This window comes from Aquimarina muelleri DSM 19832 (assembly GCF_000430665.1).
In the GTDB taxonomy this organism is placed as follows: Bacteria; Bacteroidota; Bacteroidia; order Flavobacteriales; family Flavobacteriaceae; genus Aquimarina; species Aquimarina muelleri.
On record NZ_AUML01000030.1, the window covers coordinates 32487 to 48375 of the forward strand.

Annotated in this window: 14 protein-coding genes and 1 tRNA gene; 8 read left to right on the forward strand and 7 right to left on the reverse strand. The window is 32.3% G+C overall.

What is annotated here, in order from left to right; translation table 11 throughout:
• Positions 1-22 precede the first annotated feature (22 nt).
• The 7 genes from H527_RS0112800 (at position 23) to H527_RS24815 (ending at position 5443) form a co-directional block, all read left to right on the forward strand.
• Entirely contained in the window at positions 23-658 is a 636-nt protein-coding gene (locus H527_RS0112800) for a DUF998 domain-containing protein (RefSeq protein ID WP_027413083.1), read from the forward strand.
• Positions 659-665: 7 nt separating this feature from the next.
• The gene (locus tag H527_RS24615; RefSeq protein WP_229809282.1) at positions 666-1403 is read left to right on the forward strand and encodes a VOC family protein; all 738 of its coding nucleotides are present in this window, start codon (positions 666-668) and stop codon (positions 1401-1403) included.
• Positions 1404-1731: 328 nt separating this feature from the next.
• A complete protein-coding gene (locus tag H527_RS0112810; RefSeq protein ID WP_027413085.1) occupies positions 1732-2286 on the forward strand; it encodes a TetR/AcrR family transcriptional regulator in 555 nt (184 codons plus the stop codon).
• A 51-nt stretch (positions 2287-2337) separates the two neighbouring features.
• Positions 2338-3243, forward strand: coding sequence for an NAD(P)/FAD-dependent oxidoreductase (locus H527_RS0112815; protein WP_027413086.1), 906 nt, complete (start codon positions 2338-2340; stop codon positions 3241-3243).
• Positions 3244-3515: 272 nt separating this feature from the next.
• Positions 3516-4148 carry a class I SAM-dependent methyltransferase gene (locus H527_RS0112825; RefSeq protein ID WP_027413088.1) on the forward strand — a complete coding sequence of 211 codons (633 nt, stop codon included), beginning with the start codon at positions 3516-3518 and terminating at the stop codon, positions 4146-4148.
• Between the two features lie 394 nt (positions 4149-4542).
• The gene (locus H527_RS24810) at positions 4543-4809 is read left to right on the forward strand and encodes a hypothetical protein (protein ID WP_308427908.1); all 267 of its coding nucleotides are present in this window, start codon (positions 4543-4545) and stop codon (positions 4807-4809) included.
• 187 nt (positions 4810-4996) lie between these two features.
• A complete protein-coding gene (locus H527_RS24815) occupies positions 4997-5443 on the forward strand; it encodes a type II toxin-antitoxin system HipA family toxin (RefSeq protein ID WP_323670655.1) in 447 nt (148 codons plus the stop codon).
• 140 nt (positions 5444-5583) lie between these two features.
• Here H527_RS24815 and H527_RS0112840 read toward each other — a convergent pair.
• The 6 genes from H527_RS0112840 to H527_RS0112870 form a co-directional block, all read right to left on the reverse strand.
• Positions 5584-5656: transfer RNA gene (locus tag H527_RS0112840), tRNA-Met, on the reverse strand.
• A gap of 185 nt (positions 5657-5841) precedes the next feature.
• Positions 5842-6024 carry a CPXCG motif-containing cysteine-rich protein gene (locus H527_RS0112845; RefSeq protein WP_027413089.1) on the reverse strand — a complete coding sequence of 61 codons (183 nt, stop codon included), beginning with the start codon at positions 6022-6024 and terminating at the stop codon, positions 5842-5844.
• 52 nt (positions 6025-6076) lie between these two features.
• Positions 6077-7447: a TolC family protein gene (locus tag H527_RS0112850; RefSeq protein ID WP_229809281.1), complete on the reverse strand. Its 1371-nt coding sequence runs from the start codon at positions 7445-7447 to the stop codon at positions 6077-6079.
• Entirely contained in the window at positions 7419-10646 is a 3228-nt protein-coding gene (locus H527_RS22090; RefSeq protein WP_035088128.1) for an efflux RND transporter permease subunit, read from the reverse strand. The genes H527_RS0112850 and H527_RS22090 overlap by 29 nt, the downstream gene beginning before the upstream one ends.
• A 2-nt stretch (positions 10647-10648) precedes the next feature.
• On the reverse strand, positions 10649-11818 hold the full coding sequence (locus H527_RS0112860) for an efflux RND transporter periplasmic adaptor subunit (protein WP_027413091.1): 1170 nt from the start codon (positions 11816-11818) through the stop codon (positions 10649-10651).
• A gap of 645 nt (positions 11819-12463) precedes the next feature.
• Positions 12464-14389, reverse strand: a complete 1926-nt coding sequence (locus H527_RS0112870) for an ABC-F family ATP-binding cassette domain-containing protein (protein ID WP_027413092.1) — start codon at positions 14387-14389, stop codon at positions 12464-12466.
• Between the two features lie 57 nt (positions 14390-14446).
• Here H527_RS0112870 and H527_RS0112875 point away from each other — a divergent pair, with 57 nt between their 5' ends.
• Entirely contained in the window at positions 14447-14833 is a 387-nt protein-coding gene (locus tag H527_RS0112875) for a DUF983 domain-containing protein (protein WP_027413093.1), read from the forward strand.
• On the opposite strand, the gene H527_RS0112880 is transcribed toward H527_RS0112875, so the two are convergent.
• Positions 14825-15874 (reverse strand): NAD(P)/FAD-dependent oxidoreductase, encoded by a 1050-nt coding sequence (locus H527_RS0112880; RefSeq protein ID WP_027413094.1) that lies wholly within the window; start codon positions 15872-15874, stop codon positions 14825-14827. The genes H527_RS0112875 and H527_RS0112880 overlap by 9 nt on opposite strands.
• Between the last annotated feature and the right edge of the window lie 15 nt (positions 15875-15889).

The window sequence follows — 15889 nt, forward strand, 5'->3', positions numbered from 1 at the left end:
AAAATATCAAAACAATAATTAAATGAACAAATTAACTATTTCAAAAATAGGTGCCATTGGATTTTTTGTCCTATTAGTGCTATTACATTTCATTAATACTTCTGTAAATCCAATATGGCAACCCATTAGCGAATATGCATTAGGAACTGCAGGTTGGTTAATGAAAATAGCTTTTATTTTATTAGGCATAAGTTTTCTATCATTGGGTTTATACCTAATTAAAAAATTGCCAAATACCGGTTCAAAAATTGGAGGTGTCTTATTAATAATAGCATCTATTGGAAACTTTTTAGCAGGTATTTTTAATACTGACCCAGTAAGCAATTTACCTGAAAACATGACAATAAATGGCCAAATTCATAACGCTGCAGCAGGATTATTAGCTTTTATGATTTTGGCGACATTGTTTATTACTTTTCAATTCAGAAAACAGGAAAAGCTTAAAACGTATAAAAAAAGCATCACTCTGTTAACTTCAATTCTATGGGGTTTAGAGATTATTTTAATAGCTGTAATGGGTATTTATTTGAGTGAAACGAATGGTATGATTACACCTGAAACCCCTATTGGCTGGCTTGGTAGAATTGTTATAGTATTTTGTGCAATATGGATTTGGTTTTCTGCTAATTATCTTCAAAAATCTAATTTAAAAAACTAGCATTCTTATGAAAACAATCAATCAATTCATAGCAGATAAAATCAAAGAAGAATATCACCCAATTTTCACTCAATTTAGGGACTTGATTAACGCTAAATTTTCACTTCTAAAGGAAGAAATGAGAGGAGGAACTGAGAAGTATTATGGAATTCCTGTATATAGGTACAATAGAATAATCATTTCGGTAAGCCCTACTCTAAAAGGGATTACATTTTCATTTACTGATGGAAAAAAATTTAAAGACAAATATAAGCTCTTAGAAGGTGTAGGGAATAAATCTTTAAATTTAAGAATAAGTGATAGCAAAGATTATAAAGATGAAATACTTGAATATTATATTATACAAGCGATTGAATTAGATAGTAAAAAAACTAAAATGAAAACATCCATTCTAAGAATTGTTCCTAATGTTTATTCCAATAATATGGAAGTAAGCAAAAAGTTTTATACTAAATTTTTAGATATGAAATTGGTGATGGATATGGAATGGCTTTTAACTTTTGCATCCAAAGAAAACCCAAAAGCTCAAATCTCAATTTTTCAAAATGATAAAAATAAGCCTCTGGATAATAAAGCGATTTTCTTATCTATGGAAGTATCGGATATTGACCAATGGTATGAACGAGCAAAAGCACAAAATATTGAAATAGTTTACCCAATAACGACTGAACCTTGGGGTGTAAAACGGTTTTTTATCAAAGAGCCGAACGGAGCTACAATCAATTTATTATCACATTGTATGTAGTTTTTATTTAAAAGAATAAAAAAAGACTATCAAAGGATTGTCACAGTTTCTAGTTTTCTTTGTTGTATATAATCTTAAAAAAGAAACAAGCTAGTGTAGGCTTCCCTTTTTTAGAACAACTCTAAATTCAATAATTTTTGGTTATCCAAGACTTTTTCAAGAAAGTTCATTGCTCGCAATGCAGCTTTTATCGGAATGGATGGGAATGTACTGAGTGAATCTCATAAAAAAATAATGCCTTTTGGGCTAATTATATTTTATTGAAAAATATTTGTAACAAATTCAAATGTCACAAATTTGAGAAATCTTTATATCTTTGCCTTATCTTATGACCGATACAAAAAAACGAATTATAGAATCTGCGATCAATATCTTCAATGAAGACCTATCGGCCCCATTACAAAAAGTTGCAGATAATGCAGCAGTGACCAGAAGAACATTACATCGTTACTTTAAAGATCGTAATGAACTTGTAGCGGTCTGTAAACAAACTATAGAATCAAGCTGCAAGAAAGCAATGATATCGGCTATTCAAAGCAGCGATGATGCCCTCATCCAATTAGAACGGATGCTCTACGCTGGAATTGATTGCGGAGCAAAATATTCCGTTTTTTATAAACTGCACCAAAATAAAGATCATAAACATACCCATCAAAATAAGAATTGTGCGGATTACGATCATATCTATAACCAATTCCAACATATTATCATCGAATTACAGAAAGAGGGTAAGGTAAATCCAGTAATGTCCCCAGAATGGATACAGGTTTTACATTCCGGAATTATTGAAAGTACGGTCAACGCAAGAGAGACCACAACTAAAAGTTTTGAGGAAATCAAAGAGCTCGCCTGGACTTCCTATATAAAAGCAATAACACCTTAAAAAAATTTACATTAACATGTCTCACTTTTGAGACAATTTAAATTTAAAAAAATGAAAACTAAAAATTTTGAAGTAATTATCGTTGGTGGAAGTTATGCTGGTCTTTCTGCAGCAATGGCATTAGGACGTTCCCTTCGAAAAGTGTTGATTATTGATAGTGGTCAACCCTGTAATCAGCAGACCCCGCATTCGCATAATTTTATTACGCAGGATGGTGTCCCTCCCTTAGAAATAACGGAAATAGCCAAAGAACAAGTTCTAAAATACACGACAATAGATTTTGTTAATGATTTTGCAGTGAGAGCGAAAAAAAATAAAAAAGGATTCTCTATTACCACGCAATCAGGTGATGTAGTTACTGCTGAGAAACTTATTATTGCTACCGGGGTAAAAGATATCATTCCCAAAATCGACGGTTTTGCAGAATGTTGGGGAATTTCGATGATCCATTGTCCTTATTGTCACGGCTACGAAGTTCAAAATAAGAAAACAGGTATTATGGCGAATGGTGAGCGCGCATTTCACTTAGCTACACTAGTGAACAATCTTACGGATAATTTAACTATACTTACGACTGGCAGAGTTGATTTCACATCCGATCAAATGGCAAAACTGGAATTACATCAAATAGCTATCATCGAAACTGAAATTTCAGCAATTGAACATCAGGATGGCCATCTCCAAAAGGTGATCCTAAGTAATGGAGAAAAAATAGCCTTCGATGCGATGTATACAGGATTTCCCTTTACCCAACATTCCGACATTCCGGTTTCTTTAGGCTGTGAATTGACGGAGCACGGACATATAAAGGTCAATGAATTTCAGCAGACAACTATTGAGGGTATCTATGCCTGTGGGGACAATTCGACAATGATGCGTTCTGTGGCTGGTGCTGTTGCCAATGGAAACCTCGCCGGCGCAATGGTTAATGCCGAATTGACCAAAGAACATTTTTAATAAAATTTAGATAATGATTGAAATATTTACCACTAGTATTCCAAATAAAACATTGGGAAATCGGATAAAAAAAAGCCTTAAAGCGTCTTTCTCAGATTTAAAGATTGACTTTGATATAGAGGCACCCATAGTAAACTATCCTTGTGATCATAGCATTTTGCGTGTTGAGGGGGATACAATTAATGTACAGAATTTAATTTCCCATATAAACAAAAATGGATATGAGTGCCATATTCTAGAAGACAAAATATGTAACTAAACAACAGAAAATTATGAAAGAATTTTGGGAATCCAATTTTCAAAATAAACAGACAATGTGGGGGGCGCAACCTGCAGATGCTACTTTGGAAGTAAAAGCGTTATTTCAGAAAAACAACATTAATAAAATTCTAATTCCTGGTTTTGGATACGGTAGAAATGCAAAAACTTTTATCGATAGCGGATTTGATGTAACAGGCATAGAGATTTCAAAAACCGCCATTGACTTAGCTAAAGAACATTTGAAAGGCAACTATAAGCTGTATCACGGATCTATAGCCGATATGCCTTTTGATAAGGAAAACTATAACGGGATTTTTTGCTATGCTTTAATTCATTTATTGAATAAAAATGAGCGTAAAAAACTAATTCAGGATTGCTATGATCAACTTGAAAAAAATGGTATTATGATTTTTATATCACTTTCAACTAATGATTCCCGATTCGGAAAAGGTGAAAAAATAAGCAACAATACATACCTCACTAAACACGATATTGAACTATTCTTTTATGATTCAGATACATTGGAAAGGGAATTTAGAGCATGCGGGTTGGTTGAAGCTGAAGAAATAAACGAACCCGTAAAAATTATAAGCGACAAACCTTCACAGAAATTTTGGAAAATTATTTGCAAAAAAGATGAATAAAAAATAATTTCTTTTTAATATAACGTAAAATACTATTTACTTTTTTGTTTTTTTTTGTAAAATATATTTAACGTTATGTCCAGAAACAGTATTATATTACTACCTAAAAATAAGAAGCTTTTACAAGCAGTGGGAGAAAATATTAAGCTAGCACGCTTACGTAGGAAACTGACGATGGATCAGGTTTCAGAACGAGCAGGGATTTCTCGTCCCACACTTCTTCCCTAGAAAAAGAAAGCCCTTCAATTTCTTTAGGTATTATTCTCAAAGTTTTGTTAGTATTAGGGTTAGAGAAGGATATATTACTTTTGGCCGACGATGATGTATTGGGCAGAAAAATACAAGATGCCGATCTAACCGTAAAGGAACGCGGCCCAAAAAACACCAAGAAATAATGGCACTGGAACGAAAAGAAATATTTGTATATGCGCATTGGGGTGGAATTGAAGCTCCATTCTTAATAGGGAGTTTATATGCTACGCCATCTAGAGGGAAAGAAATATTTTCCTTTGAATATGATAAAGGATGGTTACAATCGGATTATGCCCAGATCATAGATCCAGACCTACAATTATTCAAAGGAGCTCAGTACTCAATGATGAGAAATCCAATTTCGGTATTTTTCTGGATTCCTCACCTGATCGATGGGGACGAGTACTAATGATGCGCAAAGAGGCTACCAAGTCCAGAAAAGAAGATCGACGCCCCAAAACTTTAATGGAGTCGGATTATCTACTTGGGGTTTACGACAATAACTGAATGGGAGGACTTCGTTTTAAAACAGCAAAGGATGGTGCTTTTTTAGATGATAATGAAGCAATGGTACTCGTATCCATTTTGCCTCTGCAATGACCTTATTGGGATATACTGACAGAACGGACTATCAAGATGGGGTCAGTTATTTAGAGCTCGTGGAATTTTTAATGCAGAATGGGGCTGATGTTGATAATGATCTCAAGAAGTTATGGATACGTATTGTGTTTAATGTATGTATTTCCAATACGGATGACCACCTTCGTAATCACGGATTTCTGTTAATGGATTCAGGTTGGATACTTTCGCCGGCTTATGATATCAATCCAACCCCGAACGGTACTGGTTTAAAACTTAATATTTCAGAAAATGACAATGCTTTGGATTTAGATCTGGTACGAGAAGTCGCGCCTTATTTTCGGTTAAAAGAAAAAGAAGCCAATACAATTCAGCAGAATGTTGGTCAATGGCAACAACTGGCAATCGATTTAGGTATTCCAAGAAATGAAATGGAATTAATGAAAAATGCGTTTAAGCATTAATATATTTCATCAATACTATTTCTTACTACAAAATAATAGCATTTGCAATCAAGAGAAATGTCAAACCGAAAATACTACGATTCTGTACTATGTAAAATAAAAAAAGGCTCTCGATTTCTCGAAAGCCTTCTCTTTACTAGTAGCGGGAACTGGACTCGAACCAGTGACCTTCGGGTTATGAGCCCGACGAGCTGCCTACTGCTCTATCCCGCGATGTATATTATATAAATCAGTAAACTGATTTGTAAATGTTATTTTTATGAACTTCCGATTATTTCTTTTTCATATCTCATTTCCTAATCGGAGTGCAAATATACAACCCTTTTTAATTAAAACAATACTTTTTTAGATAAAAAAAATAAAATTATTACAATTTACTGATTGTATGCACTCTATAATCATTGTTCGATACTCGACGCTTCAAAAGATAGTAGCTCTAATTCTTCAAACCTAGGATGAAGCTCGATAGGATTACAGCAAACTTCACAATCCTCTACATATGCCTGATATTTTACAGAAGGATCTAGCAACATAGATATCTCTTCCCAACAATATGGGCATTGAAAATAGTGTTCAAACATAGTTATATCTTTATTAGTTAATAACAAAAATAATTTGGTGATATCTGCTGCATTAAAACTCTATATTTAATAATTGACCAGTGAGTTGCAAAAGCTGTAATTCTGCAATCTTCGCATCGTATTTTGCAGAATTCTTATTTGTTTCTGCTAAGATTAAATTAATTTGCGCTTGCCTAAATTCTATAGATGCAATTTGCCCAAGTTTAAAACGTTCTTGGGAGCGTTCAAAATTGTTTTGACTTGTAATTACATTTTGCTGTTGAATTTCATATATATTTAATCTATTTCTATAGTCTCCCAATGCATTAGCTATATCTCTTTCTACTTCTTTAGTAACCTGATTCTTTATAATTTCCTGATTATCCAATGCTATTTTTGCATTCTTAACTCGGGTAATAGTACTCCCTCCATCAAAAAGATTCCAAGTAAGATTTATTCCTGCTGACAAAGTATATGTATCAGAAACATTGCCCGGAAAAAATGCAGAAGCTGGGTTTCGGTTTTCATTCCAACCATAAGAACCTGTTAAACCAACTGAGGGTAAATATCCTGATTTGCTTACTTTAATATCATAATCACTAACTTGTAAAGCGCTTTCATTTTGTAAAAGCGTTACATTATTCTTGGTTGACTTTGTTAAATACTCCTCTAACTGAATCTTTGGAATAAATTTAAGGACAGTATCTACTTCAAAATTATTTTCTATATTTTCATTTAAAATTATATTTAAATCTCGTTTTGTATTTACCAATTGCTGTCGAGTATTTAATAAATTGATACTATCATTAGCAACATCAACTTGGGCATTTAATACATTAAGTTTTGTGTTTTGACCGTACTCAAACTGGTAATTAGATCTGGAAACCCGTTCTCTCGATATACGAAGAGTTTCTTCTAAAATTTCTAAATTTTCGGATAATCTGGCTACTTCATAATATACAGAAAACAATTGCAAAATCGTATTTTCTATAGTTTCTCTTGCTTGCAATTCAGTAAGATTATATTGCTCTTTAAGGCGTTTAAAATTATAAAAACGACCTAATCCATCAAAGAGGGTGTAATTAAGATTTAACCCTGCATTAAATCGCTGTGTTTCTGCATCTTTAATCTCGACACTGTTTCGTGGTTGCCCTGTATTTGGGTCTATTGCTCCTTGAAACGAGGTATTAGTAGTCCCTGATTGATAATTTGCACTTGCATTACCTGTTAAGGTGGGTAAATATCCAGAATTAAGAATTCCTTTATTATTTTTAGCAATTTCAATTGTATTAGTCGCAATTAATATCCCGAAATTATTTTCTAATGTAAGTCTTATTGCTTCTTGCTTTGTTAATTGCTGAGCAGCTACATTATACGAAATAAAAAACAGGAAGAAACCTAACTTTAATATAAAATTATACTTGTAATTCATGATGTTCTTCATCTTCTTCTTTTTGTTCTTTAATAGCACGTTCTACTTCTTCTTTAGTAATTTTGTTTCCGGTAATTAGCCATTTAGAATGTACTTTTACTGTATTACTAAATGACAAGAATAATGGTAGCATCAATAAAGTTAACACAGTTGCAAAACCAATACCATATGCTATCGATATTGCCATTGGAATAAGAAATTGGGCTTGACGACTTTCTTCAAAAATTAATGGTGCTAATCCTGCAATTGTAGTAAGTGAAGTTAAAAATATTGCTCTAAAACGGGAACGACCTGCTTCATATAAAGCATTATCAAATGTCATTCCTTCTCTAAGATTGCTATTAAATTTACCTATTAACACTAAACCATCATTAACCATAATACCTATGAGTGCTATAATACCTAGCATCGATAATATATTAATAGGGAAATCGTGTATCCAATGTCCAAGAGCGACTGCTGGCAAACTTAGCGGTATTAATAGAAGTAAAAGCAGTGGCTGACTATAACTTCTGAAAGTAAATGCAATCGTTATATATATCAATGCCAACACCGTAAGGCCAACAGGTCCCAAAGACCCTAAAAGCTTACCGGCTTCGCGATTTTGCCCCTCGTATGAAGGTCTTACTGTAGGGTATTTGGATAAAATCTCTGGCATAATTACTGTTCGAATCTCCTGTAATATATCTGTTGCACTAGTGGTTTCTACGTTTTTTAAATCTGCCGAAATTTGTATTTCACGACGACCATCTAAGTGATTAACTGCTACATCTCCTCTCTCGATAGTATAATTTGCTATTTCGTTAAGCGGTATACGTTGTCCTGTACCTGTAGTTATACGCATATCATCTAAATTAGAAATAGAAGAACGATTATCCCGATTATAACGTACCCAAACTCTAATTTCATCTTGCCCACGCTGAAAACGTTGTGCCTGTACTCCAAAAAAACCTGCTCTTACTTGTACCATTATATCTCGCAAGTTTAAGCCAAGTAAGTATGCATTTTCCTTTAACTCTATACGGATTTCTTTAATTCCTGCAGGATCATTATCGGTTACATCTTTTAATAATGCATTATTAATCAAAGATTCTTTTAATTCTACTTTTGCTGCTTTAAGTTCTTCAATATTATTTCCTAACAAAGAAACAGAAACTGGTCTTCCTCCAAAGTTTCCTCCGCTACCATAAACCAAACTTTCTACTCCTGTAACTCTTCCCATTTTATCACTGATAAGATCTGTTACTAAGGCAGAAGATATGTTATCCGGACGCTCTTCTCCTGGTAATAAATTAATGACTACAGAAGCTGAAGCTGATCCCGGACCTAAATTTGTAATTACATTTTCAAATAGTTTTTTTCCTTGGTATAGTGGGTCTTGTAAATATTGTTTTGTTAATTCCTTATTTACCTCCCATGCTTTTTCTTCTATCAATGAAATAATACTATCAGTTACTTTTTCATTTGTACCATTAGGCATAGAAAGATCTATAGCTATTCTATCACTTGCCACCTGCGGAAAAAAAGCTGTTCTAACAATACCTCCTCCCACTGTACCAATAGTTAAAATAAGTAAAACTGCAAAAATTGAAAATGTAAACAACTTATTTTGTAATGAAAAATGTAATACGGGACTATACACTTTATCCCTTAACCAACTCATGATATTATCTCCAAAAGTATTGATGTACCGTAATTTTGCAAAGAGTTTCCCTATACTTGTCTTTGGTTTATCCTCTTGCCGTCGTAACGCTTTAGAATGCGCTAAATGTGCTGGTAAAATAATCAGAGCCTCTACCAAAGACACCGCCAAAGTAAGAATTACAATTACAGAGACTTCTCCAAAAAACTCTCCTATACGACCATCTAAAAATAAAAAGATTCCAAAAGCTAATATTGTAGTAATAATCGCCGAAATAATGGCAGGTATTACCTCCATAGTACCATCTATCGCTGCTTGAGCAGGAGATTTTCCTAACTCTGAATGCTGGTAGATATTTTCAGCAATTACTATACCATCATCTACAAGAATACCAATTACTATAATCATCCCAAAAAGAGAAAGTACATTAATTGTCACTCCAAAAGATCCTGCAAAAATAAACATCCCTAAAAATGCCACAGGTAGTCCAAATGCAACCCAAAATGCTAGTCTGGTATTCAAAAATAAGGATAAAAAAACTAGAACCAACAACATCCCTATTACAGCATTTTCTGTAAGAAGCTGAGTACGTTGTACTAGTGTTATGGATCGATCACTAATAACATTTAATTGTACATTATTATATTTTTGATTGAAATCCTCTATATATTTTTTTGTTTTTTCTGCTGAAGATATCAGATCTTCTGTATTTGTACTGGTTATTTCAACAGTTACTGCTAAATTTCCATTAAAATAAGTAGCATTAGGAGTTTCTGAAAAACGATCCCGTATTACTGCAATATCTTTTAGGCGTATAATACGACCTGTAGCATCTGCGCGCACGATAAGATTAGAGAGCTCTTTACCATAATAAGAACGATTATTGGCACGTATAAGATACTCTTCGGTATTGGTTTTAATAGTTCCCCCTGTAGTTAAAATATTAGCGCGACTTACTGCTTGTGCAACCTCATTAAAGCTAAGATCAAATGCTAATAAATTATTTTCGTCTACTGCAATCTCTATTTCTTCAGCAGGAAAACCACTTATTGTTATTTGAGAAATACCGTCTATACCTCGCAGATCATTTTCTACCTGTCGGGCTATTTGTTTAAGTGTTGCAAGAGGTATACCATTGCCACTTATAGCAAAATTAATAGTAGGTCGAATTGCTTCTTGCTTTGCTACTATTAAAGGCTCCATTCCTGTAGGAAAAGATGGTACTCGGTCTACAGCATTTTTTATCTCGAGTAACATAAAATCGATATTTTTTCCTTTCTCGATTTCTACATTTATAACACCACTATTTTCTCTTGAAGTAGAAGTAACACGGTCTACTCCATCCAACCCTTTTAAGTTGTCTTCAATTTTAAGTACAATCCCTTCTTCTATCTCTTGTGGAGATGCTCCTGGATACGTTATAGTTATATTGATGTTTTTAGAATCAATTAATGGAAAAAATGAAGATTTTAAAGAAAAAACTCCTATTACACCAAATACAAGAATAGCTAATAATATCACATTTACAGCTACATGATATTTTATAAAGAAAGTAATAATTTTACGCATGACTATTGTTTTTTAGTCGCACTAGTAGATATATTACTAGGAACATTATTACTTTCTATTTTTTTTTCCTGAAACACCTTAATCAGCATTCCAGCATATGCCCCAGGGACACTTTTAGATAAAATAACGGTTTTGTCAGGAATTCCTTTTAGCACTACTTTTTTATCTGAAAAATAAACAGGGGTTACATCTATTACATCTAAAACACTATCCCTCACAATAAATACTTTATCTCCTTCCTGAAGAAGTCCTCTATCAATTTCTATAGCATTTTCTTCTTTTTTAGCATCTAGCTTTGCTTCCAAATACATTCCTTCTCTTAAAGAAGCTTCTTTTATCTCTATAAAAGCAGTTATAGTTTGTGTAGACTGATCTATACTGCTATTAATTCTAGCTACTGTGCCTTTATATTTTTTTGCTTTATTAAGATCAGAAAGTTCTACAGATTCGCCTACTTGAAGTAAATCTCCATATTCTTTACCAATCGCAACTTGCATTTCATAAATATTTGTATCAATATATTCTCCTAATTTTTGCCCTTGTCTTATTAAAGTTCCTTCTGTCACTAAAGCTTCTGTTAACACCCCGCTAAAAGGAGCAGAAATAGTATATTTTGCTAGACGTTGTTCCAGATTTTTTACATTATAATAGGTTGTGTATATATTTCTTCCCGTTATAAAATATTTTTCTTTTTCTGAGGTAGTTTCTGGTAATTTTGGTGTTGTTTTATTAATATCAAAAGAATTAAGATAACTTTGCCATTTATTAAAAATATCTGGATAATCCAACCTTAAGTCTGGCATGATAGAAGTTACTAAATTATATAAATTACTTTTTGCTGACTGTACACTTGCATAATATTCTGATGCATCAATCCGAATCAAAGTTTGCCCTTTTTGATATTTTTCTCCTGTTTTAAATAACTTAGCTCCCCCTTTAAAAATACCTTGAACCTCTGCATATAACTCGAGCCTTTTTTTTGCTTTTAAACTTCCATTAGCAGAAATTTGAATAGGAATCGTTTTATTCTGTACTGTATCTACAAAAACTGTTTTTACAACTTTTTCTGGTTTTGGTCTGGATCTTTTTTTATTATCAATTATTTTTCTAGCTGCAAATATGGACGCTAAAATTAAAAGTACTCCAATAATTAAAAGTATAATTTTTCTCATAGTATGTTTTAGTAACTACACTTAATGTAAGGTAGCTCACAAATCTATTAACCACAACTATGCGAAGCAGTTAAAGAATTCATAAAAAAAAAGACACCAATAAAAGTGTCTTTATAATTTAAGAAGGTATGCGCTTGCGGGATTATCTTTTGTTATTTTTTTTTGATATTATCTTCTTTAATATTGTAATTAGATCTCCATTTTTTATTTATATTTTCTCCCTCTTTAGGGATAAGATCAAACATAATAAACTTTACTTTTTTAAATCATTTTACAAGCTACTAAATATTGATACTGTCCATCAAAAAATGCTATTGCTCTTTTGGATAAATTCAACTTATTTTCTCTAAATATTTTTTGTGCTAGAAACCCAAAATTGTAATGCAAGTGCATTTAAACCAATAGCTTTTGCCCCTACACAACCTATGCTTTTTAGTATAACTTTAAGGTAATAAAAGATATTTATAACATCCTAAGAAAGCTATATTTTCTTCTCAAAAATTATAATTTATTAACTCTGTTTATAATCAATAACCTCAAAGCAAACTCACGATGTATGCTTCCGAAAATATATTTTGTTTTCGAGGCAAGCCTCGAAGAATTAAACTCCACAATGTGGATTAAATATTTAATTTTTCGCACATCTCAATTGTTATCTATTGCATCCATTTCTTCTTGCAAAATCTCCCAATCTTTCATTAAAGATGCTAAAAATTTCTTTTTTGACTGATACTTATCAAAAAAATCGGGTTGTGCAATAGTTTGATCGTAATTAATCGCTAATTCTACATCGATTTCTTTAATTTCTCTTTCGAGTTTATTAATCTTAGATTCTATATTACTTAGTTTATTGTTAAGCGATTTTAGTTTTTTTTGATCCTGATAAGACTGCTTAGATGTTTCTTTTTTGGAAGCAGAAACAGATTGTGTTTGCTTATCCTTTTTTTCGATCTCACGAAGATCATCTACTCTTCTCTCTTCTAAATAAAAGTTGATATCTCCTAAATATTCTTTAATTTTCTTATTCTTAAATTCATATACCGAATTGGTCATTCCTTGCAAGAAATCTCTATCATGAGATACCAGAATCAAAGTACCTTCAAAACGTTGTAATGCTTCTTTTAGCACATTTTTTGACTTTATGTCTAAATGGTTTGTTGGCTCATCCATTACTAAGACATTAAATGGCTCTAAAAGAAGTTTACATAACGCTAAACGGTTACGCTCACCTCCAGATAATACTTTTACTTTTTTATCCACCTCATCCCCTCTAAACAAAAAAGACCCTAACATATCTCTAACTTTAATTCGATTTTTTTCGTTAGCAGCATTTATCATTGTCTCATGAACTGTTATTTCCCCATCTAAATACTCAGATTGATTTTGAGCAAAATATCCTATTTCTACATTATGCCCTAATTTTAGTTCTCCATCATAAGAGATTTCATCAACAATAATTTTTGCAAATGTTGTTTTACCTTGTCCGTTTTGCCCAACAAAAGCTATTTTAGCTCCTCTTTCCACCAACAATTCAATACCACTTAGTATTTGCTTTTCACCATATGATTTCCCTATTCCATCTGCTTCGATTACGACCTTACCGGGTTGTTTACTAATAGGAAAACTAACATTCATTACTGCATTATCATCTTCATCTACTTCAATACGCTCTATTTTATCTAATTTTTTGATTAAAGATTGCGCCATAGAAGCCTTAGAGGCTTTTGCTCTAAATTTTTCTATTAACTTTTCTGTTTGCTCTATCTGTTTTGATTGATTTTTTTGTGTAGCTAGTTGTTGTTCTCGTATTTCTTCTCTAAGCACTAAATATTTAGAATATGGCTTGTTATAATCATAGATACGCCCTAAAGAAATCTCTATAGTTCTATTAGTTACATTATCTAAAAACATTTTATCATGAGATACTATAACGACAACTCCAATATAGTTTTTCAAGAAATTTTCTAACCATATAATAGATTCGATATCCAGATGGTTTGTAGGCTCATCAAGCAGCAAAATATCATTGTTTTGCAACAAGAGCTTAGCTAATTCAATTCGCATTCGCCATCCTCCAGAAAAAGTATCTGTTAATTTCTCGAAATCCTCTCGCATAAAACCAAGTCCTTGTAATACTCGTTCTGTCTCTCCTTGATAATTATATCCTCCTAATATTTCGTAATGATGTGTGAGATCACTTAGATCTGTGATAAGCTGATTATAATTTTCACTTTCATAATCTGTACGTTCTGCTAATTGCGTATTAATTTTATCAATATCGCGTTCTGTTTTTTTAATTTCTACAAAAGCTTCATACGCCTCTTCTAATACCGTACGTCCAAACACAAAATCTATGTCCTGCTTTAGAAAACCAATCCTGACCTCTTTATCCATTGCTATTTGACCAGAGTCTGGTTCTTGTTCTTTAGATAAAATTTTAAGCATGGTAGATTTTCCTGCACCATTCTTACCAATCAATCCTACTCGATCTCCTGCGCTCAATCTGAAACTTATTTCTTCAAAAAGATACTCTCCTCCAAACGAAATTGATAAATTATGTATGTTTAACATCAGCTTTTGAATATTTTGTGCAAAGATGACTAATTTTGCGCTAGAATAAAAACACTTATGAATTTCTTAAAAGGAACTAAAATTTATAGCATGCTTACGGGGTGTTGCCCTGTTTGTCATGAAGAGAGCATGTATAAAGAATCTAATCCGTATAAATTAAGCAATACGTTAGAAATGCATGAACGTTGTAGTCATTGCAACACTAAATACAAAATAGAACCATCTTTTTTTTATGGAGCTATGTATGTTAGTTATCCTGTAGGTATTGCTTTTGCCGTAGCAGCTTTTGTAATTAGTCATTGGGTCTTTAAACTAAACTTAGTTATTTCTTTTTTAGCTATAGCAGGAACAATGATCGTTTTTTTACCCATAATTTTAAGGTTATCCCGAAATATATGGATCAACTTTTTTATGAGTTATAAAAAGAAAAAACATTCATCCTAATATATTAAATCGCTTAATATCAATATCTTTATCTAGTAGAACTCCATTTTCTATATGGTCATATAATTTTTTTGCAACTGTAGGGCCTATTAATATCCCTCTACTGCCTAAGCCATTTAGAATATGAATGTTTTGATAATCTGTATGGGTGCCTATCAATGGTTTACGGTCTTTAACTGTAGGTCTTATTCCTGCAACCTGATCTACAACACTATAAGGCACTTTTAAAAACCGTTCTAATTTTTTTTGCAATTCTTCTTTAGCGTGTAGTGTCTTTCCTGATGTTTTATCTTCATTATTATATGTTGCACCTACCTTGTACATATCTTGCCCTAATGGAATAATAAATACGGAAGATTTTATAGCTTCTTTTAACTGTAAAGCTTCTGATTTAATAATAATATATTCCCCCTTATTACCTTGTAAAGGAAGGTGATTAAAAAAAGGGTTGTTTTTCATACCAAACCCTTCAGTAAATACAATATGTTTACTAACAATATTCTTATAACAAACCAAACCTTCTTTGACTTCTATCTTATCATAATCAAAGGAATCCTTTATAATTTTATTATTTTTATGAAGGTATTCTGAATAAAAAAACAGCATATTGTTTATATCAATTTTTCCAGTATGCTTTACTTTTCCATAATGAAACGGAGCATCTATTGCTGTATTTTTACTCCTAACTAATTCTGATGACAAAAATTCATTTAACCCTAAATTACCACAGCTTTCAAACCAGTTATTTTGCTCTTCTACACTATTAAATCTGCGCAATACAGGAAGGTCTTCTACTAATTTTTTACAAAGTTTATCCTCGACATCTTTATAAAAAGAAACTGCGACTCTAAGCTGTTCTGATGCTTGCCAAGCTAAAGTAAAACGCTTTAAAACCACTGGATTATAAATCCCGCCAGCTACTCTTGATGATGTTTGAGATGAATCTTCATATACCATGAATGATTTCCCATTTTTCTCTAATTGTTCTACAAAAGACAATCCAGATAAACCAAATCCTACAATAATATAATCTACATTCATTTAATTTTTTGAATT

Excerpts from the sequence above, each read along its gene's own strand:
- H527_RS0112800 (WP_027413083.1), top strand. The coding sequence starts at position 23 with ATGAACAAATTAACTATTTCAAAAATAGGTGCCATTGGATTTTTTGTC.
- H527_RS24615 (WP_229809282.1), top strand. The coding sequence starts at position 666 with ATGAAAACAATCAATCAATTCATAGCAGATAAAATCAAAGAAGAATAT.
- H527_RS0112810 (WP_027413085.1), top strand. The coding sequence starts at position 1,732 with ATGACCGATACAAAAAAACGAATTATAGAATCTGCGATCAATATCTTC.
- H527_RS0112815 (WP_027413086.1), top strand. The coding sequence starts at position 2,338 with ATGAAAACTAAAAATTTTGAAGTAATTATCGTTGGTGGAAGTTATGCT.
- H527_RS0112825 (WP_027413088.1), top strand. The coding sequence starts at position 3,516 with ATGAAAGAATTTTGGGAATCCAATTTTCAAAATAAACAGACAATGTGG.
- H527_RS24810 (WP_308427908.1), top strand. The coding sequence starts at position 4,543 with ATGGCACTGGAACGAAAAGAAATATTTGTATATGCGCATTGGGGTGGA.
- H527_RS24815 (WP_323670655.1), top strand. The coding sequence starts at position 4,997 with ATGACCTTATTGGGATATACTGACAGAACGGACTATCAAGATGGGGTC.
- H527_RS0112845 (WP_027413089.1), bottom strand. The coding sequence starts at position 6,024 with ATGTTTGAACACTATTTTCAATGCCCATATTGTTGGGAAGAGATATCT.
- H527_RS0112850 (WP_229809281.1), bottom strand. The coding sequence starts at position 7,447 with ATGAAGAACATCATGAATTACAAGTATAATTTTATATTAAAGTTAGGT.
- H527_RS22090 (WP_035088128.1), bottom strand. The coding sequence starts at position 10,646 with ATGCGTAAAATTATTACTTTCTTTATAAAATATCATGTAGCTGTAAAT.
- H527_RS0112860 (WP_027413091.1), bottom strand. The coding sequence starts at position 11,818 with ATGAGAAAAATTATACTTTTAATTATTGGAGTACTTTTAATTTTAGCG.
- H527_RS0112870 (WP_027413092.1), bottom strand. The coding sequence starts at position 14,389 with ATGTTAAACATACATAATTTATCAATTTCGTTTGGAGGAGAGTATCTT.
- H527_RS0112875 (WP_027413093.1), top strand. The coding sequence starts at position 14,447 with ATGAATTTCTTAAAAGGAACTAAAATTTATAGCATGCTTACGGGGTGT.
- H527_RS0112880 (WP_027413094.1), bottom strand. The coding sequence starts at position 15,874 with ATGAATGTAGATTATATTATTGTAGGATTTGGTTTATCTGGATTGTCT.